Consider the following 24439-nt stretch of genomic DNA (forward strand, 5'->3'; position numbering starts at 1 on the left):
CTTGCCAAAGTCTTCCAATCTCACCACAATATGATGGTTTCTCATGCACGTGCTGTGAAATTGTACAAAGACAAAGGTTATAAAGGTGAAATCGGGGTTGTTCACGCACTTCCAACTAAGTATCCATTGGATCCTAAAAATCCTGCAGACGTACGTGCTGCTGAGTTGGAAGATATCATCCACAACAAGTTTATCTTGGATGCGACTTACCTCGGACACTATTCAGATGCAACCATGGAAGGGGTAAACCACATTCTTTCAGTTAATGGTGGTAGTCTGGATCTTCGGGACGAAGACTTTGCAGCACTTGAAGCAGCTAAAGATTTGAACGACTTCCTTGGAATTAACTACTACATGAGTGATTGGATGGAAGCCTTTGATGGCGAAACAGAAATCATTCATAATGGTAAAGGGGAAAAAGGAAGCTCTAAATACCAAATCAAAGGTGTTGGACGTCGTGTAGCTCCTGACTATGTACCTCGTACTGACTGGGACTGGATCATCTACCCTCAAGGTTTGTATGATCAAATCATGCGTGTCAAGAAAGATTATCCAAATTACAAGAAGATCTACATCACTGAAAACGGACTTGGATACAAAGATGAGTTTGTGGACAATACGGTTTATGACGATGGCCGGATTGATTATGTGAAACAACACTTGGAAGTCTTGTCGGATGCGATTGCTGATGGTGCAAACGTCAAAGGATACTTCATCTGGTCTCTTATGGACGTCTTCTCTTGGTCTAATGGTTATGAAAAACGCTATGGTCTCTTCTATGTAGACTTTGAAACCCAAGAGCGCTATCCGAAGAAATCGGCTCATTGGTACAAGAAAGTAGCTGAAACTCAAGTGATTGAATAAGTATCAACTGGAACTGTTTTAGTTCCAGTTTTTTTATTTTCACTTGATGAAGGTCTCTTAAACGCATCTCTTCTTTCAGCCCCTAATTTATGGTATAATAGATCGATACTGTAATAAGGAAAATAGAATGAATATACAACAATTACGATATGTAGTGGCGATTGCCAATAGTGGTACTTTTCGTGAGGCTGCTGAAAAAATGTATGTGAGTCAGCCGAGCTTGTCTATTTCAGTACGCGATCTGGAAAAGGAACTGGGCTTTAAAATTTTTCGTCGAACTAGTTCGGGGACATTTTTGACCCGTCGGGGAATGGAATTTTATGAAAAAGCGCAGGACGTGGTTAAGGGGTTTGATATTTTTCAAAATCAATATGCCAGTCCTGAAGAAGAGAAGAAAGAATTCTCTATTTCTAGTCAACACTATGACTTCTTGCCACCATTGATGACGGAATTCTCGATCCGCTATCCGGAAAATAAAAACTTCCGCATCTTTGAGTCAACGACGGTCCAAATTTTGGATGAAGTGGCTCAAGGGCATAGTGAGTTGGGGATTATTTATCTCAACCGTCAAAATACCAAGGGAATTATGCAACGGGTTGATAAATTAGGACTTGAAGTGGTGGATTTGATTCCTTTTCAGACTCATATTTACCTTCGCAAGGGACACCCTCTGGCTAAGAAGAAAAAACTGGTCATGGAAGATCTAGCTCAATTGCCAACTGTTCGCTTTACCCAAGAAAAAGATGAGTACCTCTATTATTCAGAGAATTTTGTCGATACCAGTTCGAGCTCCCAAATGTTCAATGTAACCGACCGGGCCACCTTGAATGGGATCTTGGAGCGGACAGATGCTTATGCGACAGGATCAGGCTTTTTAGATAGCCAGTCAGTGAATGGTATTACCGTGATTCCTTTAGAAGACAACTTGGACAATAAAATGGTCTATGTCAAACGCGAAGAGATGGATCTCTCCCCTGTAGCAGAGAAGTTTGTCGAGGTCATGGTAGAGTATTTTGATCAAAAGAGGTAAGAAATGAAGAGAAAAATAATGGTTCCAGTAGCAATTGTGCTATTGGTCCTACTGGATCAGTTGGTCAAATGGTATGTAGTCAAGAACATTCCACTGGGTGTCGTTAAGTCTTTTATTCCCCATGTGGTCAGCCTGACCTATCTTCAAAATACAGGTGCAGCTTTTTCGCTTCTTGAAAATCAGCAATGGTTCTTTACCCTCATCACCCTCGTAGTGATGGCGGGTGCCTTTTACTATCTCTATAAGCACCTCAAAGGATCGCTATGGATGGTAATTGGCTTGACCTTGATCATTGCAGGTGGGTTGGGGAATTTTATTGACCGCCTGCGTCAAGGATTTGTAGTCGATATGTTCCACTTGGATTTTATGAATTTTGCCATTTTTAATGTAGCAGATAGTTATTTGACAGTTGGAGTTTTCTTGCTCCTGATCCTGATGTTGAAAGAGGAAACGCATGGAAATTAAAATCGAAGTAGCCGGTGCGCGACTGGATAAGGCTTTGGCGGATTTGACTCCCTTGTCACGAGCTGTGGCCAATGAGCAGATCAAAGAAGGGAAAGTTCTGGTCAATGGGACTGTGAAAAAAGCCAAGTACACGGTCAAAGAAGGGGATATCATCCAGTATGAAGTCCCAGAAGTGGAAGAGGTCAGCTATGAAGCAGAAGATTTGCCCTTAGACATCGTCTATGAGGACCAAGATGTTGTGGTGGTCAATAAACCTCAAGGCATGGTTGTTCACCCAAGTGCGGGTCATACCAGTGGGACATTGGTCAATGCGCTCTTATACCATGTCAAAGACATTTCAGGGATCAATGGGGAATTGCGTCCAGGGATCGTTCATCGGATTGATAAAGACACGTCAGGCCTCTTGATGGTCGCAAAAAATGACCAAGCTCACGTCGCCTTAGCAGAGGAACTAAAAGACAAAAAATCTCTCCGGAAGTATTGGGCCATTGTCCATGGCAATCTTCCGAACGATCGAGGGATGATTGAAGCACCAATTGGTCGCAGTGAAAAGGACCGGAAAAAACAAGCGGTGACGGCTAAAGGAAAACCTGCAGTGACCCGTTTTCAGGTCTTGGAACGCTTTGGAAATTACACCTTGGTAGAGTTGCAACTGGAGACTGGTCGGACCCACCAAATTCGGGTGCACATGGCCTATATTGGCCATCCAGTAGCTGGAGATCCTGCTTATGGTCCTAAGAAGACACTTAAAGGACAAGGACAGTTTCTTCATGCGCGAACACTCGGTTTTACCCACCCTAGCACAGGCGAGACCTTGGAATTTACAGCAGAAGTGCCAGCGATCTTTGAGAAAACGCTGGAAGACCTTCGAAAAGGATAGTGAAGATGGCTGAATGGAGATTCAGTCACTTTCATTACATACGAAATAAATAGTATTAGAAAGAATCATAGCGATGAAAGCAAAACGAATCGTCTTTAAAGTAGGGACCTCGTCTTTGACCAATCCCGATGGGACACTCTCCAGACAGAAGGTCAAGGTCATTACGCAGCAGTTGGCTCTCTTACATGAATCAGGTCATGAGTTGATCTTGGTCTCATCAGGGGCAGTTGCTGCTGGGTTTGGTGCCCTTGGTTTTAAAAAACGGCCGACCAAGGTGGCAGACAAGCAAGCTTCTGCGGCAGTTGGGCAAGGCTTACTGATGGAAGAATATACAGCTAACCTGCTCTTACGCAACATTGTTTCTGCGCAGATTTTGTTGACCCAGGATGACTTTGCGGATCAGCGTCGCTATAAGAATGCCCACCAGGCCCTTTCTGTCTTGCTTAATCGTGGGGCCATCCCGATTATCAATGAAAACGATACGGTCTCGATTGCTGAGTTAAAAGTAGGAGACAATGATACCTTGAGTGCGCAGGTTGCAGCCATGGTTCAAGCTGATCTTTTGGTGCTGTTGACAGATGTCGATGGTCTCTATACAGCCAATCCTTCTCAGGATCCAACAGCTAAGCGCTTGGATCGAATCGAACACATTTCTCGCGAGATGATCGAGATGGCGGGTGGTGCTGGCAGTAGCAATGGGACTGGCGGTATGCTGACCAAACTCAAGGCAGCGACCCTTGCGACCGAGTCAGGGGTTCCTGTCTATATTTGCTCGTCTCTCAAGTCTGATGCCTTGATCGAAGCAGCGGAAGAGCAAGCAGATGGCAGTTACTTCCTTGCAGAGGACAAGGGCTTAAAAACCCAGAAGCAATGGCTAGCCTTTTATGCAGAAAGCAAAGGTGCTGTTTGGGTGGATGCTGGAGCAGCGCAAGCCCTGTTGGATCATGGAAAGAGTCTATTGATTTCTGGTGTGACCAAGGCAGAAGGAGATTTTTCTTATCACGATATCGTCAGCGTCTATCATCAAGAGACTGGTCAATTACTAGGAAAAGGCAAGGTCCGTCTCGGCCAATCAGCTGTGCGTGATATGCTCCAGTCTAAAAAAGCTAAGGGAATCCTCATCCACCGGGATGATTGGATCTCGGTAACTCCCGAGATTGACCTACTCTTTACAGAATTCTAGAGGAAAACGTATGGGAACAACACAAGAACAATTAGCCTTAGCGAGATCAGCTAAGAAAAGCATCAATACAGCCAGTACCGCTCTTAAAAATCAAGCCTTGGAGGCTATGGCTAGCCAGCTTTTGAAAGCGACGGAAGCCATTTTAGTAGCCAATCAAATCGATATGGAAGCGGCACGCGGGAAGATTTCTGAAGTCATGCTGGATCGCCTCTTTCTTGATCAAGAGCGGATTGTAGGGATGGCACAAGGAATTCGTGCTTTAATAGACCTGCCAGATCCGATTGGGGAAGTGCTGGATACTGAAGTCTTGGAAAATGGTCTTGAAATCCAGAAAGTTCGAGTCGCCATGGGTGTTATTGGCATCATTTATGAAAGTCGACCAAATGTGACGTCGGACGCTGCAGCACTTGCCATCAAGAGTGGAAATGCAGTGGTCCTTCGTACTGGAAAGGATGCCTTTCATTCTGCTCAAGCGATCGTGACAGCCCTCAAGGCTGGATTGGAAGAAGCCGGACTGAATCCAGATCTTCTCCAACTGATCCAAGATACGAGTCGAGCTTCTAGCCTTGCGTTGATGAAGGCTAAGGGCTATCTGGATTTGCTCATTCCGCGTGGTGGTGCTGGCTTGATCCAAGCGGTGGTTGAAAATGCCATTGTCCCCGTGATCGAGACAGGAACTGGGATCGTCCATGTCTATGTGGACAAGGAGGCTGATTTCCAGAAAGCCCTCGCCATTATTGAAAATGCTAAGACCAGTCGCCCATCCGTCTGCAATGCCATGGAGGTCTTGTTGGTGGATCAAGCGATCGCGTCTGATTTCTTGCCTTTGGTCAAAGAGCGTTTAGTGGAAGCACGAGAAAGATCCGTTGAGTTGCGCCTAGATGAGCAAGCACAGGCTATCATTTCTGGAACAGCAGCACAGGAACTGGATTTTGATACCGAATTTTTAGATTATATTTTAGCAGTCAAGGTCGTTGATGGAGTTGAGGAAGCGACGAACCACATTGAAGCGCATAGCACCCATCATTCGGATGCCATTGTGACAGAAAATTCTGAGACAGCGGCTTATTTCACCAAGCAAGTAGATTCAGCAACCGTTTATGTCAATGCTTCTACACGCTTTACAGATGGGGGTCAGTTTGGCCTAGGTTGTGAAATGGGGATCTCGACCCAAAAACTCCATGCGCGTGGACCGATGGGACTACGGGAAATGACCAGTTACAAGTATATTGTCATTGGAAATGGTCAAGTGAGGTAAGAAATGAAAGTTGCATTTATCGGTCTTGGAAACATGGGGGCTAGTTTAGCCAAAGCAGTCGCAAAGGAAGTGGACGCGCAAGACCTGCTCTTGGTCAATCGTTCTCCTCAAAAGGTACAAGAGTTTATCAGCCAGTATGGGGGAACGGCGTCTAATCTTGAACAAGTCTTTCAAGAGGCTGAAGTGATTTTTTTAGGGGTCAAACCCTATCAGATTTGCCCTCTTTTAGAAGAGTATCAAGGCATCTTGGCCCAACGCTCTAATCTCTTGCTGGTTTCCATGGCTGCAGGCCTGGAATTAGAAAAGATGGCTGACGTGATCCAGAACGGCCAGCTAGGGCTAATTCGCATCATGCCCAATACGCCTGTGGCCATTGGTCAAGGTGTTATCAGTCTGGCCCGCTCTCAAATAGTGACAGACCAGCAGATAGCCCAGGTCAAGCAGCTCTTAGCAGGAGCAGGGGCTCTCTACGAGATCGAGGAAAAATTAATGGATCCTGCAACGGCTGTCGCAGGCTGTGGACCAGCCTTTGTCTATCAGATGATTGAAGCCATGGCAGATGCAGGAGTAGGCTTAGGACTTACACGAGAGCAAGCCTTACAGATGGCTGCCCAGACCTTCCAAGGAGCCAGTCAAATGGTCTTAGAGACAGGCGAGCACCCAGCCAACTTGCGAGATGCAGTTTGTAGCCCAGGTGGCTCTACCATCGCAGGAGTCAACCGCTTAGAACAAGTCGGTTTACGGGGCGACATTATTGCAGGTGTGGAAGCGGCCTACAAACGCACCCAAGAAATGGGACAAGAGGAAGGGCGAAATTAGATAAAATAATTGGTCAAAACCAAGCTTGTAGAACAGTGACGAACTGTTCTTTTATACAAATCTAACAAATCAAGAATTATCCAATCCTCTATTGAAACTTTCCACCGTGAGAAAAGTGCCTGAAACTTAATGGTTTCAGGCATTCGGAATTATTGAGACCTTAGGCTCAATAATTAGTCATGGAACTTCGAAGAAGTTCGCTGACGTCCGTTCTCACCTAAGGAAAGTTTCTAAGGGGACTTTATTTTCAATGTAAAAGATTGGTTTTAGCCAATCTTTTTTACGTTAGAACGACTCTACCTCTACGAAGCCATTTTCCGTCAGACGATAGATTTTTTGGCAGACTTCTTTGAGGAAGGTCCGATCGTGGGATACTGTAACCAGTCCGCCTGGGTAGTCTGCGAATAGGCGACGAATTTCTGGTTGGGAAGTGGGGGAAAAATTGCGAGTAGGCTCGTCCAAGAGCAGAAACTGGGGACTTGTAAGCACTAATTGAAGGAGAAAGAGTTTGCCTTGCTGGCCACCGGAAAGTTCAGAGATCGGATGGTGCATTTCAGAATAAGTAAAGTTGAGGGAGGCTAAATGCAATTGAATGGTGTTGATTTCTTCGCGATCGCCTGAATGCTGTAGAAATTGAACCGGTGTTTGAGTCAAAGGAAGGCGTTCAGTGTAATCTTGAGGCATATAGGCAGTGCGGATATTTTCATTCTTCCGTAAGATCTCCCAGATCATTTTTAGAAAAGTGGATTTCCCTACACCGTTGGAACCGATAATCCCTATCTTATCTTGCCCTTGAAGTGTGAGGGAGAGGTTCTTGACTAGGACACGATCACCAATTGCAAGCTCTTCCTGATCTAAGAGAAGGACACGTTTTTGAGGAGACAAGGGAGTGAGGGGAGGGAAATGCAGATTGATGATTTCCTCATCATAGGGTTGGGAAGTCATGGATTGGAATTCTCGCTCGTAGCGCTTTTCTTGTGAGAGGAGGGACTTCATTTTCTTTGCCAGGAGACGTCCAGCAGTGCTATCTTTGGTATTTCGTAAGGAGGTTTCGACTTGCTGGCGGACACGACGGTGCTTCTCCATTGTTTTTTGGTAAGCTCGTTGATCGTTGGCCGCTTGCTGAGACTGTTGCTTAAATTGTTGTTCCTTCTGGCTACTGTAGTCTTGATAGCCTAGGTGCTCTACGATGGTTTCAGCCTCCTTGCGGTGTTTGATCTGTCTGAGGTGAATGATGGTATCCGCCGTCTGAGTCAAAAAATCCTCATGATGGGAAATAAATATGATGGTTTGGGGGCTCGTTTGGATCATCTGCTGGAGCCAGTCCAAGGTCTCCAAATCCAGATCATTTGAAGGTTCATCTAAAAATAGTAATTCATGAGGACAACAAAGTTCGTGAAGCAGTTGGACTTTGAGGGCTTCTCCTCCAGATAGACTTCCGATAGCTTGATCGCTTGCAAAGCGCTCGCTATTAAAATGCAATTGATCTGCCAGTCTGTAAAGGGAGGCATAGTCTAGCTCGTCCTCTCCAAAAGAATATTCTTCCAAGGTTTTTCCCTTCAAAGCTTCCGGTAAAGTTTGGGGAATATAGGCATAGGAGTGAAAGGAAGTGGTGATTTCTCCTTCTATGGTCAGATAATCTGGTAGAGATTTTGGGGACATAAGGACCTGAAGTAAGGAAGATTTTCCATTCCCTTCTTCGCCAATAATAGCAACTTTTTCTCCTTCATGAATGGTCAGGGAAAGATCTCGAACCAGATCGCGTAAATCTTTTGTATGGCGAATGGTGAGGTGGGATAGTTTTAGCATAAGATTCCTTTCTACTGGGACAAAAAACAGCTCTACCTATTTAGTAGAGCTGTATTCATGTGGAACCCAAGCAGAAAAAGACCTTATTTAGCCAACAAATGGTTGGAGAATAGGCGAGAGGGTACACAAAAAGAGATAGAACAAGCAGTCCACTAAATAAAGTATCTTATTTAACGAAACTTAGTTGTTCATATCTCCTTACCTCCGAATATGATTAGATTTATTCTATTCCTTTTATTCCTTCTTGTCAAGGAATTCCTGGCTTCTTATTCTCTTTTCTTTTCGGACTCGGGGGGATTTTATGGTATAATTAAGGGTATGCATACAAAACCAACGTCCGCTTATGTCCACATCCCATTTTGTACCCAGATTTGTTTTTATTGTGATTTTTCGAAGGTCTTTATTAAGAACCAACCAGTCGATGCTTATTTGGATCATTTGATCCAAGAATTTCGTCGGGAAGAAATCACACACTTACGGACTCTCTATATTGGGGGTGGGACACCGACAGCCTTATCTGCAGATCAGCTAGCCTATCTGCTCAAGGAACTGACCAAGTCGCTTGATCTGTCTCAGATGGAAGAGCTGACGATCGAGGCCAATCCTGGTGATTTGGATCCGGATAAGATTGCGGTCTTGAAGGATTCGCCAGTTAATCGGGTTTCATTGGGCGTGCAGACCTTTGATAATCGCTTGCTCAAGAAGATTGGTCGAAGTCACCAAGAGCAGGACATTTATGACAATATCGACCGTCTGAAGCTGGCTGGTTTTGACAATATTTCGATCGACCTCATCTATGCGCTTCCGACACAAACCATGGACCAGGTCAAAGAGAATGTTGCTAAGGCTCGTGCCCTTGACATTCCCCACATGAGTCTTTATAGCTTGATTCTGGAGAATCACACAGTCTTTATGAATCGCATGAGACGGGGCAAGCTTCCTCTACCAAAAGAGGAGTTGGAAGCAGAGATGTTTGAATACATTATTCAGGAGTTGGAGCGAGCGGGCTTTGAGCATTACGAAATTTCTAATTTCTCCAAGCCTGGTTTTGAAAGTCGACACAATCTCATGTATTGGGACAATGCTGAGTATTATGGTCTGGGAGCTGGAGCATCCGGCTATGTCGATGGGATTCGCTACAAGAATCATGGCCCCATTCGTCACTATATGCAAGCTGTCGAAGAGGGAAATGCGCGTGTCCAAGAAGAGCATCTGACTCAGACAGAAATGATGGAAGAAGAGATGTTTCTAGGACTACGTAAGAAAACAGGCGTTTCCAAGAAGCGTTTTGAAGAAAAATTTGGTGTGAATTTTGACCAACAATATGGATCAGTGGTTGAGGAATTGACCCAGCAGGGACTCTTGGTGCCTGACAAGGACATTGTTCGCATGACCAAGAAAGGTCTCTTTTTAGGAGACACTGTAGCAGAGAAGTTTATTTTGGAGTAGAAGATGGCAAAAACATTTGAATACAGCATGAAAATTCCTTTTGATATGAGCGATGTCAATGGATTTATAAAAATTCCGCAATTGATCTTGCTGTCTTTACAGGTATCAGGCATGCAATCGATTGAGCTGGGCATGAGTGATATGTACATTTTAGAGAATTACAATCTAGTCTGGATTATCACGGATTACAATATGAAGATCGATCGTCTCCCAGTTTTTGATGAGAAGATCACCATCGAAACCTATGCCAAGAGTCACAATCGCCTGTTCTGCTACCGGGCCTTTAATATCAAGGACGAAGCGGGAAATATCATCATTGAGATGGTGGCGACTTTTGTCTTGATGGATCGTGATACACGCAAGGTCCATCCTGTCATGAGCGAAATCACGGATGCCTTTGACTCAGAGTTTTCAAAAACCATGCTCCGTGGTCCCCGTTTCAAAGAATTAGAAGGCGGCGTGGAACAAGAATACCGGGTTCGGTTTTACGACTTGGATATGAACGGACATGTCAACAATAGCAAGTACTTGGACTGGGTTTTTGAGGTGATGGGAGCAGACTTCTTGACCCATCATGTCCCTAAAAAAGTTCATCTAAAATATGTCAAAGAAGTGCTGGCAGGAGGCGTCATTACCTCTCAATATGAACAAGAGGGCTTGAAAACTCAGCACCAAATTACTTCAGATGGTCAGATCAATGCCCAAGCTGAAATTGAGTGGGAAGAAGTAGAAGAAAAGGGTTGGATTTATGGAAAGTAGAAGATTAAAAAATAAAAAACAGGAACTTGAAAGCTATCAAAAACGGGTTGTGGCCTATGCCAAGCGTCAAAAGAACCCTTTGTACATGTTGGGAGATTGGCTCTTGACTCTTTGTGCTTTGGGCATCATCCTGGTAGAGGAAATTTATAAATTTTTCCGCTACCGTTTGAATTTAGAGAGTTTTAGCCGTTTCTTGAAAGAAGATGTACGTTGGTATCGGGTCTGGATCCATTTCACCTTGGCCTTTCTCTTACCTGTCGTGATCTTTTCGGTCGGCATTACCAGCCAATCAGGCTCTTTCTGGTCTAATTTCTATCATCGTTTGTCTCAAGGCGTGCTCTTTAGCACAACAGTCAGCCTTGCTGCGACCTTGGTGACTGATTTTGTGGAGAATTTGCAACCAGAAACCAAGTCAGACGGCCGGAACCGGAGCACCAAACGCACGGTTTATCAAATCAGTGTTGACCAAGCGACGGTCATTGGTCTCTTATTGACCATTGTGATCCTCATGGTGGCTTCCTTCTTGTTTACCCAATCAGGAAGTCAAGGAATCAATTTTACAGGGTTGATTTTACAATTTGTCCTCTATGCTGGAGCCTTGCTCTTGTATGGGTCTGGTGGACGAGTCGATACAGAGAAGTTGCATGAAAAAGCGGAAACAGAAAGGGAAGAATAAATGCACTACAAGGGCTATTTAATTGATTTGGATGGCACCATTTACAAAGGAAAATCACGGATTCCTGAAGGGGAAGCCTTTGTTCATGAATTGCAGGCGCGTGAGATTCCCTATCTCTTTGTCACCAATAACACAACCCGCACACCAGAGACTGTTCGGGATATGCTGGCGAATCACTTCAATATTGAAACCCCTGTGTCGACCATCTATACAGCTACCCTTGCGACCATTGACTACATGAATGACCAAAACTTGGGCAAAAAAGTCTATGTGATCGGAGAAGCAGGGCTCAAAGATGCTATTGAAGAAGCTGGCTATATCATCGATGAAGAAGCACCTGATTATGTGGTGATTGGACTGGATTGGCAAGTGGATTATGAGAAGTTTGCTATTGCGACCTTGGCGATTCAAAAGGGAGCTCACTTTATCGGGACCAACCCTGACCTCAATATCCCAACTGAGCGTGGCTTGTTGCCGGGTGCAGGATCTCTGATTGCCCTTGTTGAAGCAGCGACACGGGTCGAGCCTGTGATCATTGGCAAACCAAAGGCCATCATTATGGATAAGGCCATTGAACACCTGGGGCTTGCAAGAGAAGAAGTGGTTATGGTTGGGGACAATTATTTAACAGATATTCGTGCGGGTATTGACAATGGGATTCCAACCCTTTTGGTAACGACAGGTTTTACCAAACCAGAAGAAGTGCCAACCTTACCAATTGCACCGACACATGTTGTTGCCAGTCTAGCGGAGTGGGATTTTGATGCTTAAAAGTTTGAAATCAATTAACCTATTTTTCTTTATCTTGTCAGCTGCAATCCTTCTCACCATTGCTCTCGCTTGGGCCCTCTATCCCATGGAGATTCATTGGTTGGGGATTCAAAGTCGGACTGGTTTTTCGGCATCTGTCATCATGAAGAATTTTAATGTTTTGATGAACTATTTGACCAATCCGTTTCAATGGGTGTTGAAGATGCCTCAATTCCCCTCTTCAAAAAATGGACTGCACCATTTTGAGGCCGTCAAGTACCTATTTCACTTAGTGACAGTCGTTTTCGTGGTGACACTCCCTGGTTTTATCCAGTTTATGCGGACAGTTGTCAAAAAAGGCTACTTGGCCTTGTACCGTAGTCTCTTCTTTTGGATGATGGTTTTACCAGTAGTGCTTGCAGTGGTGGCTGTTATGATTGGCTTTGATCAATTCTTTACGCTCTTTCATCAGGTCTTATTTGCTGGGGACAATACTTGGCTCTTTGATCCGCGCGTGGATTCGATTATTCTTGCATTACCAGAAGACTACTTTATGCATGCCTTTTTGATTTTCTTTGTCTTATACGAAGGAATGTGTGCGAGTTTTTATCTATTTTCTAGGAGGAAGAAATGAACCAATACAACCGATTATTAGACCCTAAAAAAGATATAGGAAGGTATTCCGGGACACTTGCTATTTATCTCTTGGTAATGACCTTAGTAACAGTCCTGTGGGAAGTCCTCCTTGGATTGACCATAGCAGGCTCTCTCAGAAAAGATCCGAGTCAAGTAACGGAGAAACTCAATGCCCTGAATGTTTGGGCAGGTATTCCCTATCTTATCTCTATTTCCATTGGACTCTTTCTCTTTAATGCCTATCGCAAGAAGGCCCTTTATAAATATGATCTTAAGCACAAGGGACGTAAGATGACTCTTTCAGTCTTCTTTATTCTTCTCGCCTTTCTTGGCTTTTCTCAAGTCTTTTCATCTGTGATGACACAAGTGATTGAGCGCATGTTTGAGACCATTGGCCTTCATTCTCCAACACCCGATCTAGGTGATACGATTGAGCGATCATGGACCATGCTCTTGTATGCTGGATTTTTTGGTCCTATCACAGAGGAATTCTTCTTCCGTGGGGCAGGCTTGCGAGGCTTGGAACGGTATGGGAAGATTTTTGCCATTGTCATGACGGCTATCTTGTTTGGACTCTTTCATGCCAATTTTGACCAGCTCTTTTTCGCAAGTATCATCGGTCTAGGTTTCGGCTACATTGCCTTTGAATACAATATCTGGTGGGCTATTTTCTATCACATTTTTAATAACTTTGTCATTTCCCAAGGCTTGCATTATGTGGCCTATCATGTGGACGAGGGACTAGCGAATTGGCTCCAAATCGGTGTTTTAGCCATTGGTTCCATTGTGATGATAGTGGTTCTTGCGACTAAATGGCCAGCTATCAAGGCTTATATTCAAGCCAATAAACCTCAACCGGGAGTTTTCCAGCGTGCCCTCGCTTCCTTCTGGTTCTGGTTCTTCGTGTTATTTACTATCCTGATGTCTATTGTTCCTTATGTGATTCCGATCTTCCAGATGGCTAATCTCAAAGGATAAAGTTTATCGATTGCTAGTAAAAGGGGATCCTTTTAGATCCCTCTTTTTTGCTATGAAAAAGGGCAAGTGAAGATGAAGGAGTGAGGATGAGGGTCTGATATACTATTTAATAATTATTTTTTACTTGGTGAAGGTGGATAACAATAATACAAACATACTAGAGAGAGGCTAACCCCTCTCTTTTTTGCTATAATAGAGAGTATGAATAACTTGATTAAATCCAAGCTCGAGCTCTTGCCGACGAGCCCGGGCTGTTACATTCACAAAGACAAGAACGGAACCATCATCTATGTGGGTAAGGCCAAAAATCTTCGCAATCGGGTGAGGTCCTATTTCAGAGGGAGCCATGATACTAAGACGGAAGCGCTGGTATCTGAGATTGTGGATTTTGAATTTATCGTCACCGAGTCCAATATTGAGGCCTTGCTTCTTGAGATCAACCTGATCAAGGAGAACAAGCCCAAGTACAATATCATGCTCAAGGACGACAAGTCCTATCCCTTCATCAAGATTACCAATGAGCGTTATCCGCGCCTCATCATCACGCGCCAGGTCAAAAAGGATGGTGGTCTCTATTTTGGTCCCTATCCAGATGTGGGAGCGGCCAATGAGATCAAGAGGCTTTTGGATCGGATTTTCCCATTCCGCAAGTGTACCAATCCGCCTTCCAAGGTCTGCTTTTACTACCATTTAGGGCAATGTATGGCCCACACAGTATGCCACAAGGACGAGTCCTATTTCAAGGGCATGGCCCAGGAGGTTTCTGATTTCCTCAAGGGGCAGGATGATAAGATTATCGATGAGCTCAAGCTCAAGATGAATACTGCTGCGCAAAACATGGAATTTGAGCGGGCAGCCGAGTACCGCGATCTGATCCAGGCCATCGGGACCCTGCGGACCAAACAGCGGGTCATGGCTAAGGATTTGCAGAACCGGGATGTCTTTGGCTACTACGTGGACAAGGGCTGGATGTGTGTGCAGGTCTTCTTTGTCCGTCAGGGCAAGCTGATCGAGCGTGACGTCAACCTCTTTCCCTACTACAATGATCCGGACGAGGATTTCTTGACCTATGTGGGGCAGTTTTACCAGGAGAAATCTCACCTGATCCCCAATGAAATCCTGATCCCTCAAGATATCGATGAGGAAGCGGTCAAGGCCCTAGTGGATACCAAGGTCCTCAAGCCCCAGCGTGGGGAGAAGAAGCAGTTGGTCAATCTGGCCATCAAGAATGCGCGTGTCAGTCTGGAGCAGAAGTTCAATCTTCTTGAAAAATCCATGGAAAAGACCCAAGGTGCCATTGAAAATCTTGGAAAACTCCTGCAAATTCCAACTCCTGTGCGCATTGAGTCCTTTGACAACTCCAACATCATGGGGACCAGTCCAGTTTCAGCCATGGTGGTCTTTGTCAATGGGAAGCCAAGCAAAAAGGACTACCGCAAGTACAAGATCAAGACCGTCGTCGGACCAGATGACTATGCCAGCATGCGGGAGGTCATTCGCAGACGCTACAGCCGGGTTATGCGGGATGGCCTGACGCCACCTGATCTGATCGTTATCGATGGTGGTCAGGGCCAGGTTAATATCGCTAAACAGGTGATCCAAGAAGAGTTAGGGCTGGATATTCCCATTGCAGGCCTACAAAAGAATGACAAGCACCAGACCCATGAATTGCTCTTTGGCGATCCTCTCCAAATTATTGAACTTTCGCGCACCTCACAGGAATTTTTCCTCCTCCAACGGATCCAGGATGAGGTCCACCGTTTCGCCATCACCTTCCACCGCCAGCTTCGGTCTAAGAATTCCTTCTCCTCCCAGCTGGATGGGATCGAAGGCTTGGGACCAAAACGCAAGCAATTGCTGATGAAGCACTTCAAGTCGCTGACCAAGATCAAAGAAGCTACTGTAGATGAGATTGTCACGGTTGGCATCCCACGAGCAGTCGCGGAGGCAGTGCAAGCCAAGCTCCATCAAGGAAAGCAAGAAGAAGCAAGTCCCTTGATGGAAGTTGCGGAGGATTCTGAATCATACCAATCATAAGGAGTTTAAAATGAACCATCGAATCGCTATTTTATCTGATATCCACGGAGATACGACAGCCCTGGAGGCAGTGATTGGGGATGCGCGTGCTCAAGGCGCGACAGAATACTGGCTTTTAGGGGACATTTTGCTTCCTGGGCCTGGAAGAGATGACCTTTTTGAGTTGCTGGATGCGATTCCGATCACAGCGGCTGTTCGGGGAAATTGGGACGATTGTCTCTTAGAAGCCTTGGATGGCGAGTACGGACTTGAGGATCCGCAGGAGATCCAACTCCTTCGCCTCACTCAGTACCTTATGGAAGGACTGGATCCTAAGCGAATTGATTGGCTTCGATCCCTTCCATTGGTAGAGAAGAAGGAGGTCAATGGCATTCGCTTTTCACTGACCCACAATTTGCCAGAAAAGAATTATGGTGGGGATTTGCGTCCAGCTAATGCGACGGAGAACTTTGACCAATTGCTGGATGACCAGACGGATCTGGCGATCTACGGTCATGTCCACAAGCAGTTGCTTCGCTATGGCAGCCAGGGTCAGCAGATCCTCAATCCGGGGACTATTGGCATGCCTTATTTTGACTGGGAACCAATTCAAAACCACAGAGCTCAGTATGCGCTAATCGATGTCGAAGCAGATGGGGTGACCAACCTGCAATTTCGTAAGGTGGCCTATGACTATGAAGCAGAGCTCCAAGATGCCAAGGACAAGGGCCTCCCCTTTATTGAGATGTACGAAGAATTGAGACGCGAGGATAACTATCGGGGCCATAACATCGAGCTTCTAACTAGCTTAATTGAGAAATACGGTTATGCCAAAGAAGTAGCTGCCTATTTCAATCTTTCTAATGAATCATAGATGGGTCTCTTATGTATTCAACCTATAACAAAGAAGCGGATCTTCAAAATGTCTGCTTCTTTTTTCACAATCTTAGGCTGTAAAACCCTGCAAGCTCTTTCATTTTGTGTTAAAATAGAGGTAACAGAAATAGAAAAGGAAGAAGCTTATGAAATTTCTAGAGCTCAATAAAAAACGCCATGCGATCAAGCATTTCACTGACCAACCGGTCGATCCAAAGGATGTACGGACTGCTATTGAGATCGCAACCTTGGCCCCTAGTGCCCACAATAGCCAGCCTTGGAAATTTGTGGTCGTTCGTCAAAAAAATGCTGAATTGGCAAAATTAGCCTATGGTGCAAACTACGATCAAGTCATGGAAGCACCTGTGACCATCGCCCTCTTTACAGATACTGATTTGCAAAAACGGGCTCGCAAGATTGCGCGTGTCGGTGGGGTGAAAAACTTCACAGACGAACAGTTGCAATACTTTATGCAAAATCTTCCTGCTGAATTTGCGCGCTATGATGCCCAACAAACAAGTGATTACTTGGCTTTGAATGCTGGTCTTGTGGCCATGAACTTGGTACTTGCTTTGACAGACCAAGGCATTGGAACCAATATTATCTTGGGATTTGATAAATCGAAAATCAATGAAGTCTTGGATATCGAAGAGCGTTTCCGTCCGGAAGTCTTGATTACGGTTGGCTATGCGGCTGAAAAAGTAGAGCCAAGCTATCGCTTACCAGTAGACGAAATCATTGATAAACGCTAAGCCAATTAGCAAATAGAAGATCGAGGAGGAATTCATGACAACAGTTGACTTTAAAGCAGAAGTAGAAAAACGTCGCGATGAGATGATGGCTGACTTATACAGCCTCTTGGAAATCAATTCTGAACGCGATGACAGCAAGGCAGATGCAGAGCATCCTTTTGGACCTGGTCCTGTAAAAGCTCTTGAAAAATTCTTGGAAATTGCCAAACGTGATGGCTATGAAACCAAGAATGTCGATAATTATGCCGGTCACTTTACCTTTGGTGAAGGAGAAGAAGAGCTTGGGATCTTTGCTCATATGGACGTCGTGCCTGCAGGTAGTGGTTGGAAGACGGATCCCTACAAACCAGAAATTATCGATGGCAAGCTCTATGCGCGTGGTTCGTCTGATGATAAAGGGCCTACAATGGCCTGCTACTATGGTTTGAAGATCATTAAAGACCTAGGACTCCCTGTTTCTAAGCGCGTGCGCTTTGTTGTCGGTACGGATGAAGAATCAGGCTGGGGCGACATGGATTACTATTTCAAACACGTCGGACTTCCTGAGCCAGATTTTGGCTTCTCACCAGATGCGGAATTCCCAATCATCAATGGGGAAAAAGGAAACATCACTGAGTACCTTCATTTTGGAAATGACAACACAGGAAGTGCCCATCTTCATAGCTTTACAGGCGGCCTTCGTGAAAACATGGTACCAGAGTCAGCGACTGCAGTCGTTTCTGGACAACTACCAGATCTTGCTGGCCTCTTAGATGCCTTTGCCAAGGAACACCAGCTCAAGTATGAAATCTCAACTGTTGACGAAAAAACCTATACCGTTACGATTGTCGGGAAATCTGCTCATGGATCAACTCCTGAAGATGGGATCAATGGTGCAACCTACTTGGCTCTCTTGTTGAACCAATTTGATTTTGGTGGTGCTGCTAAGGCTTACCTTCATGTGACAGCTTCACTTCTTCACGAAGATTTTGCAGGTGAAAAATTAGGAATTGCCCATACAGATGCCAAAATGGGACCATTGAGTATGAATGCAGGTGTCTTCCATTTTGATGACAGCCAAGCAGACAACACTATTGCCCTCAATATCCGTTACCCTCAAGGTACAGATCCTGAAACTATCAAAGCTATCCTTGAAAAGATCGAAGGAGTGGCTACAGTAAGCTTGTCAGCCCATGGTCACACACCTCACTATGTTCCGATGGATGATGAATTGGTATCCACCCTCTTGCGTGTTTACGAAAAACAAACTGGCCTCAAAGGACATGAACAAGTGATCGGTGGTGGTACCTTTGGTCGTCTCTTGAAACGTGGCGTTGCCTTTGGTGCTATGTTCCCAGACTATGTCAATACTATGCACCAAGCTAATGAGTTCGCAGATGTTGAAGATCTCTATCGTGCAGCAGCTATTTACGCAGAAGCCATCTATGAACTAATCAAATAATCCACTACTCGGCCAGTTTTTCTGGCTGAGTTTTTCCATAGAAGGAGGACTTATGTCAACGATTGAAAGCATTAAACAAGCCATTATGGCAGATCCTCAAAATAAAGAATATACAGAGAAAGGGATAGAGCCCCTCTTTGCAGCCCCAAAGACAGCTCGTATCAATATTATCGGACAAGCTCCAGGGATGAAGACGGAAGAAGCTGGTATTTACTGGAAGGATAAGAGTGGTGACCGCCTGCGCGAATGGTTAGGAGTTGACGAAGACACCTTTTATAATTCTGGTTTGTTTGCGGTCATCCCCATGGACTTTTATTTCCCAGGGCATGGGAAATCTGGTGACCTTCCACCTCGCAAAGGATTTGCGGAAAAGTGGCACCCTCAACTTCTCAAGGAGTGTCCGGATATTGAGTTAACCCTCTTAATTGGACAATATGCCCAAGCATACTACCTTCATGAAAAGGTTAGTGGCAAGGTAACCGAACGGGTTCACCATTTTAAAGATTATTTGCCAACCTATTTTCCACTCGTTCACCCTTCCCCTCGCAATCAAATCTGGATGGCTAAAAATCCTTGGTTTGAGGCAGAGGTGGTTCCAGAATTGCAAACCTTAGTACAAGAGATCATTCAAAAATAAAGGAGAGCGACGATGGATCCTTATCAACAAGTTAAAGAGAAATTAGACGAGTTAGGCATTTCATTTGACGTGGTGGAACACCCACCTGCATTCACAACTGAGCAGGCCGATTCTTACATTGAAGGCTTAGAAGCTGTTCGGACCAAGTCCATGTTTTTGACCAATAAGAAGAAAACCCAATTCTATCTGCTCATCATGGACGACCAGAAACCATTGGATATGGAGGATTTCAAAGAGCAAGTGGAAGCCAACCGGATCCGCATGGCTTCAGCAGATTCTTTAGCTGAAAAAATGCAATTACCGGCAGGTACGGTTTCTCCATTTGGTTTATTGAACAATGGAGAAAAAGATATTCGAGTCTATTTCGATAAAGACATTGTGTCAGAGGAGATCATGACTTTCCATCCCAATACCAATGAAAAGACGATCTTTATTAAAACCCAAGACTTGTTACGATTTTTAGAGGCTGTTGGCTTTCATTATGAAATTCTAACCCTCCCATAACATACCTGATAGGAGAAATCATGAAAGAAATTCCATTTTCAAGCTTTTACCAAGCTTATCAAAAAGGAGACTTACACGTTCTTGATGTACGCGAGCAGGAGGAATATGATGCCCTTCACTTAGACGGAGTTCGTCTTCTTCCCTTATCTGAGTTAGCAGATCGCTACCAGGAATTAGAGAAGGATCATCCCTATTATGTCATCTGCAAGTCTGGTCGACGATCAGCACGTGCTTGCCAATTTTTGGAAGAGCAAGGCTATGATGTGACCAACGTCCAAGGTGGCATGGATGCATTTGAATCCTAAGAAACGGGAGTGGGAAAGAACTCCTTAAAATAAAAAAAGTTGAAAAGGTTCCCCAAACCTTTTCAATCTTCCCACCTCCGCATAGCTTCAACAGTCTGGGAGACTGTTGAAGGTTGTGGATAAAGGAAACTTTGTTTCCCTCATTAGGTCATCTTTGGAGCTTAAAAGGCGAACAAAGATGCCAATCAACCACTGCGTCTTGCACTTATTCCTATCAAACATCAAAGGCTGGACAGTTTTTGCCCAGCCTCTTTTTCTTTACTAATTTCTAAAAATGAGTAGAATTTGTATGTTTTTCAAAAGATCTTGCAGGGATTTTCCAGTCTTTCATTGAAAATGGTTCAGAAATTTTGTATAATACCCTAGTATAAACAATAGTTAAGGAGATTCATTATGTCAAAACAAGATTGGCTGGATTATTTCGAAGCCGTAAATGGTCGTTCTGCTAGTGCAGAAGAAATTGCTCAAGCACTGGCTGCAGGAGAATTTCAAGAAGAAGTAGTGGTTCCAGAAACCCCACAAGCTCCAGAATTTGTCGCAGCACCAACTGCCCCTGTTGAAGAACCAGTAGCAGCTCCACAAGCCCCAGAGTTTGTTGCAGCGCCAACTGCCCCTGTTGAAGAACCAGTAGCAGCTCCACAAGCCCCAGAGTTTGTTGCAGCGCCAACTGCACCTGTTGAAGAACCAGTAGCAGCTCCACAAGCTCCAGAATTTGTCGCAGCGCCAGCAGCACCAGCAGCACCAACTGCCCCTGTTGAAGAACCAGTAGCAGCTCCACAAGCTCCAGAGTTTGTCGCAGCGCCAGCTGCTCCTGCAGAAGAACCAGTTGCAGCTCCAGTTCAAGAACCGGCTCCTCAAGTTGCTCCAGCGAATGGACCTGCTTTCCAACAAGCTCCACAGCAAGCCTACCAACAACCGACTCAAGCAGCTTATCAACAAGCTCCTTACCAAGGTCAACCAGGACAACCTTATCCTGCCCAACCAAGTCAATTTGGTGTAGCCGTTGGTGGTTACTGGAATTGGTTCCTTTCAGCTTTGAAACGTCCAACAGCTGTAGAAAATCCAAAAGCTCTTAACGGAATTTTACAGTATGTCTTGACTGCTTTTGTCTTGACCTTGGGCACTTTCTTCACAGCTAGTGGAGCTACAGGTGGTTATGGTGCAGATTTCCGTGCCTTTCTGATCATCTTGATCATGGCTTTTTTCAATATCTATACCTTCCAGGTAGCAGGTTTCTTTGTCCGTCGTGTCGTTCTTCAAGATAAAGAATATTCATACGGCCGTTCATTTGAAGAGTTTGGACGTTTGTCTGTTTACACCTTGCCTATTTCTCTATTTGCTTTCTTAGTTGGACTTGTAAAAGCTTATGAATTCTATGGATTCCTTAACTTCTTGATCTTCTTCTTGTATACAGTTGGAACCTTGTATGTAGTATACCAAGCCTTGAACAACACAAAATTTAAAGCAGATAAATTCATATTGCTTGTAGCATCCATTGCGATTTTAATTGTCTTTGCAGGACTTGTTGTTTACTTGGATCGTCAAATTTTGGAACAAGCTATTATGGGATCTATTCCAAATACTCCAAATTTTGGAGACTTGGGTAATTTTGGATACTAAACATATCACAAAAAGGAAGGTGGGAATACCCACTTTCCCTATTTTATAATGAGGGAGAAGAGATCCATGCAAAAGAAATGGGTTGAATTATTTGAAAAAGTGATCGGTCGCAAACCGTCACCAGAAGAGTTTATGGCTGGGAAAGCCTGTGGATTTGATTTGAAAAAAATTCAGTCTATCGCAGGAAATGTCCCAGCTGAGGAAGTCGCTCCTGTTGAGGAATCAGTGGTTGAACCAGTTGAAGAAGTGAAGAATGTCGATCCACTTCTAGCAGCTCGTCAGGCTTGGTTGCAACATTTTGAAGAAACCTATGGCCGCAAGCCAAGTGCGGAAGAATTTACCTTGGCTAAAAGTCAAAACTTTGAGTTTTTTGTAGGACCTGTGCCTGAATCAGAATTTGCGAACCCAGATTCAACTGAAGAAACACAGGAGTATGTCCCTCAACAGCCGACTCAAGAGTATGCGGCTCCACTTGCTACTGAGCAAACGCAGGTCTTTGAGGGATCAACCTTCACAGAGGCAAGTCCAGCTCAGAAAAAACCAAAGGCTCCTAAAACGAAGAGTGGGAAGAAACTTTCTAAGAAGAAAATTGGGATTATTTCTGCCCTTGCTGTTCTTGTAATCGCTTTGGTAGCAGCCTTCTTTTACTTCCAGTCTACAACACGTGTCGAAGTGACTGCAGATAAATTCATCAAGGCAGTAGATACAAAGGATTATCGTGAAGCAGCAGATCTGCTTTCAACCGAGAACGATAAATGGACAAAGGATGAAGCCGAAAGCTTGATCACTAGCATGGAAGATCAAGGGGTCGATATCGGCACAGAGTTGAACAAGATCATTGATAATGGTGGAGAAGGCAGCTATACGGATAAATCTGGTAACAAGATCTTTGGTTTGGAAAAGGCGGACAAGAAATTTGGAATCTTCCAAGAATACCGTGTGGCTAGCTATCCAGTGCAAGTCAAGGTCAAGACCAATTTGGACCAAGCCAAACTCAAAGTGGCAGCCAATAAAACAGTGACCTTGAAGAAAGATGCAGTGACAGACCTTGGTTCTTTCCATTACAATACAAAAGAAATGGAATTGACTGCTAAAACAGAGGTCGGAAATGTCACTTCTAAGATCCATCTCAATCCTAAAAAAGCAACGAAGAACAACTTAGAATTGCAGTTGAATTCTGAAAAACGCAATTTAGAAGTTGAGTTCCCAGATGAAGTGGAAAACCCAACGGATGTGAAGGTGGTGGTCAACGGTAAAGAAGTCGGAACGAGCACGACCTTTGAAGTAGACAGCATCCCTTATCAAGAAATTGAAGTGCACGCCGTCTTCAATATGAATGGGGAAACCTACACAACTGAAAAGGCTAAGGTGACGATTGAAGAGGGTGAAAACGATCCGATCGAACTCAAACTAGCCAAAGATACTTTAAAACGCATCAAGAGTGCTCAAGATGCTAAGAAAGCGCAAGCAGCCAAAGAAGAACAAAATCGAACCTTGGCAGAAGAGTTCTTGAAAGAGTACCGCGACGCTGTCTTTAGCTCAGTTTCAAATCGAAATAACACTTACTCTAAATACTATGACACACAAAGTCAAGCCTACAAAGACATGGTTGAATTCACAACGGGTGATGGCGTTCGAAAGGCTAAAATTGACTACTATACTCCAGGAGCTTTGGATATTCAAAGTGTCACTGAAGAAAACGGTGTGGTGACCATCAAGACTTATGAAGACTTTACCGTGCATTATACAGATAGTCATCCAGATTCACAAAACCGCAAGTACAAGACTTACACCTTGAAAAAAGTAGGTGCAAGTTATGTGATCACGGATATTGTCGTAACAAAAGAATCATAGGAGATTCCCCATGAAAGCAAGATTTTCCAAATTAACGTTGGTGACAGTTGCCTTGTTAACCCTGACAGCTTGCTCCCAATCTCAATCCACTAGTTCTAAATCTTCTGCAAAAGAAGAAAGCAAACAAACGCAAACCAAGTCTTCCAAAGAAATGTCTTCAGCAAAGGATCCATCAAAAGAGACAGGAAAAGAAGAGTCGTCAAAAGCTGGTAAGTCAGATGTGAAAGTGGACTCTGGTGTCAGCTACAATGGTTCTTACTATAGTGTCAAAGGGAAATATGGTGAGGTGATGATCGCCAACAAACATTATCCCTTGTCACCTGACTTTAACCCAGGGGAAGATCCTGAAGCTGTTTCAGCCCTTCATGAATTGATTGCAGCTATGCAGGCAGAAGGTTATCCGATCAGTGACCAATATAGTGGTTTTCGTAGCTACGATACCCAAGTTGACCTCTATCAAAACTATGTCAATCAAGATGGTCAGGAAGCCGCCGATCGTTATTCCGCAAGACCGGGTTATAGTGAACACCAGACAGGTTTGACCTTTGATTTGATCGATACCAGTGGTAATCTGGTGACAGAACCTGGACCAAGTAAGTGGTTGCTCAAGAATGCCGCTAAATATGGCTTTGTGGTTCGTTACCAAGAAGGAAAAGAAAAAGTGACAGGCTACATGCCAGAAAGCTGGCATCTCCGCTATATCGGAAAAGAAGCACAAGATATCGCGGACTCAGGCTTGAGTCTGGAAGAATACTATGGCTTCACTGGCGGAGATTACGTTGATAAATAAGAAAAGGTTGGGATATCAATCCCAACCTTTTTTATTGTATTATGTGACTTTCAGTCCGTCTCGCTCCGTTAGGTGCGAGACAAAAAAA

Annotated in this window: 24 protein-coding genes; 23 read left to right on the forward strand and 1 reads right to left on the reverse strand. The window is 44.4% G+C overall.

Annotated elements, in window-relative coordinates; translation table 11 throughout:
* The 7 genes from I2F76_RS07145 to proC all read left to right on the forward strand — a co-directional run.
* The coding region (locus tag I2F76_RS07145; RefSeq protein WP_195487536.1) for a family 1 glycosylhydrolase at positions 1 to 864 on the forward strand (864 nt) is incomplete at its 5' end.
* A 127-nt stretch (positions 865 to 991) separates the two neighbouring features.
* Positions 992 to 1894, forward strand: coding sequence for a LysR family transcriptional regulator (locus I2F76_RS07150; protein WP_003001728.1), 903 nt, complete (start codon positions 992 to 994; stop codon positions 1892 to 1894).
* 3 nt (positions 1895 to 1897) lie between these two features.
* Positions 1898 to 2359: a signal peptidase II gene (gene lspA, locus I2F76_RS07155; RefSeq protein WP_031573634.1), complete on the forward strand. Its 462-nt coding sequence runs from the start codon at positions 1898 to 1900 to the stop codon at positions 2357 to 2359.
* Entirely contained in the window at positions 2349 to 3239 is an 891-nt protein-coding gene (locus tag I2F76_RS07160) for an RluA family pseudouridine synthase (protein ID WP_195487537.1), read from the forward strand. Before lspA ends, I2F76_RS07160 begins: the two co-directional genes overlap by 11 nt.
* A gap of 73 nt (positions 3240 to 3312) precedes the next feature.
* Positions 3313 to 4422, forward strand: a complete 1110-nt coding sequence (gene proB, locus I2F76_RS07165) for a glutamate 5-kinase (RefSeq protein WP_031573640.1) — start codon at positions 3313 to 3315, stop codon at positions 4420 to 4422.
* Between the two features lie 10 nt (positions 4423 to 4432).
* Complete coding sequence (locus tag I2F76_RS07170) at positions 4433 to 5680, forward strand: glutamate-5-semialdehyde dehydrogenase (RefSeq protein WP_031573643.1); 1248 nt, start codon at positions 4433 to 4435, stop codon at positions 5678 to 5680.
* A gap of 3 nt (positions 5681 to 5683) precedes the next feature.
* Positions 5684 to 6499, forward strand: coding sequence for a pyrroline-5-carboxylate reductase (gene proC, locus I2F76_RS07175; protein WP_070588907.1), 816 nt, complete (start codon positions 5684 to 5686; stop codon positions 6497 to 6499).
* A 285-nt stretch (positions 6500 to 6784) separates the two neighbouring features.
* On the opposite strand, the gene I2F76_RS07180 is transcribed toward proC, so the two are convergent.
* Positions 6785 to 8308: an ATP-binding cassette domain-containing protein gene (locus tag I2F76_RS07180; RefSeq protein ID WP_195487538.1), complete on the reverse strand. Its 1524-nt coding sequence runs from the start codon at positions 8306 to 8308 to the stop codon at positions 6785 to 6787.
* Between the two features lie 318 nt (positions 8309 to 8626).
* On the opposite strand from I2F76_RS07180, the gene hemW reads away from it, so the two are divergent.
* The 16 genes from hemW to ldcB all read left to right on the forward strand — a co-directional run bounded on the left by hemW (position 8627) and on the right by ldcB (position 24351).
* Entirely contained in the window at positions 8627 to 9757 is a 1131-nt protein-coding gene (gene hemW / locus I2F76_RS07185; protein ID WP_070588909.1) for a radical SAM family heme chaperone HemW, read from the forward strand.
* A gap of 3 nt (positions 9758 to 9760) precedes the next feature.
* The gene (locus I2F76_RS07190; protein ID WP_195487539.1) at positions 9761 to 10516 is read left to right on the forward strand and encodes an acyl-ACP thioesterase domain-containing protein; all 756 of its coding nucleotides are present in this window, start codon (positions 9761 to 9763) and stop codon (positions 10514 to 10516) included.
* Complete coding sequence (locus tag I2F76_RS07195) at positions 10506 to 11192, forward strand: hypothetical protein (RefSeq protein ID WP_195487540.1); 687 nt, start codon at positions 10506 to 10508, stop codon at positions 11190 to 11192. The genes I2F76_RS07190 and I2F76_RS07195 overlap by 11 nt, the downstream gene beginning before the upstream one ends.
* Entirely contained in the window at positions 11193 to 11963 is a 771-nt protein-coding gene (locus tag I2F76_RS07200) for a TIGR01457 family HAD-type hydrolase (protein ID WP_031573657.1), read from the forward strand.
* Positions 11956 to 12576 (forward strand): TIGR01906 family membrane protein, encoded by a 621-nt coding sequence (locus tag I2F76_RS07205; protein WP_031573659.1) that lies wholly within the window; start codon positions 11956 to 11958, stop codon positions 12574 to 12576. Before I2F76_RS07200 ends, I2F76_RS07205 begins: the two co-directional genes overlap by 8 nt.
* Entirely contained in the window at positions 12573 to 13556 is a 984-nt protein-coding gene (locus tag I2F76_RS07210) for a CPBP family intramembrane glutamic endopeptidase (RefSeq protein WP_049485450.1), read from the forward strand. Before I2F76_RS07205 ends, I2F76_RS07210 begins: the two co-directional genes overlap by 4 nt.
* A 201-nt stretch (positions 13557 to 13757) precedes the next feature.
* Positions 13758 to 15593 carry an excinuclease ABC subunit UvrC gene (uvrC, locus tag I2F76_RS07215; protein ID WP_031573664.1) on the forward strand — a complete coding sequence of 612 codons (1836 nt, stop codon included), beginning with the start codon at positions 13758 to 13760 and terminating at the stop codon, positions 15591 to 15593.
* Between the two features lie 10 nt (positions 15594 to 15603).
* A complete protein-coding gene (locus I2F76_RS07220) occupies positions 15604 to 16446 on the forward strand; it encodes a metallophosphoesterase family protein (protein WP_045759546.1) in 843 nt (280 codons plus the stop codon).
* 148 nt (positions 16447 to 16594) lie between these two features.
* Entirely contained in the window at positions 16595 to 17200 is a 606-nt protein-coding gene (locus I2F76_RS07225) for a nitroreductase family protein (RefSeq protein WP_003001591.1), read from the forward strand.
* Positions 17201 to 17234: 34 nt separating this feature from the next.
* The gene (pepV, locus tag I2F76_RS07230; protein ID WP_031573670.1) at positions 17235 to 18641 is read left to right on the forward strand and encodes a dipeptidase PepV; all 1407 of its coding nucleotides are present in this window, start codon (positions 17235 to 17237) and stop codon (positions 18639 to 18641) included.
* Positions 18642 to 18693: 52 nt separating this feature from the next.
* A complete protein-coding gene (locus tag I2F76_RS07235; RefSeq protein ID WP_045759544.1) occupies positions 18694 to 19278 on the forward strand; it encodes a uracil-DNA glycosylase family protein in 585 nt (194 codons plus the stop codon).
* Between the two features lie 12 nt (positions 19279 to 19290).
* Positions 19291 to 19782, forward strand: coding sequence for a prolyl-tRNA synthetase associated domain-containing protein (locus I2F76_RS07240; protein ID WP_045759543.1), 492 nt, complete (start codon positions 19291 to 19293; stop codon positions 19780 to 19782).
* 20 nt (positions 19783 to 19802) lie between these two features.
* A complete protein-coding gene (locus tag I2F76_RS07245) occupies positions 19803 to 20087 on the forward strand; it encodes a rhodanese-like domain-containing protein (protein WP_070449063.1) in 285 nt (94 codons plus the stop codon).
* 393 nt (positions 20088 to 20480) lie between these two features.
* Complete coding sequence (locus I2F76_RS07250; protein ID WP_155172031.1) at positions 20481 to 21707, forward strand: DUF6574 domain-containing protein; 1227 nt, start codon at positions 20481 to 20483, stop codon at positions 21705 to 21707.
* 66 nt (positions 21708 to 21773) lie between these two features.
* Positions 21774 to 23561, forward strand: a complete 1788-nt coding sequence (locus I2F76_RS07255) for a TcaA second domain-containing protein (RefSeq protein ID WP_176745944.1) — start codon at positions 21774 to 21776, stop codon at positions 23559 to 23561.
* 10 nt (positions 23562 to 23571) lie between these two features.
* Positions 23572 to 24351, forward strand: coding sequence for an LD-carboxypeptidase LdcB/DacB (gene ldcB / locus I2F76_RS07260; RefSeq protein WP_155169638.1), 780 nt, complete (start codon positions 23572 to 23574; stop codon positions 24349 to 24351).
* Positions 24352 to 24439: the final 88 nt, after the last annotated feature.

It is taken from the genome of Streptococcus parasanguinis, assembly GCF_015557775.1.
GTDB lineage: Bacteria > Bacillota > Bacilli > Lactobacillales > Streptococcaceae > Streptococcus > Streptococcus parasanguinis_AA.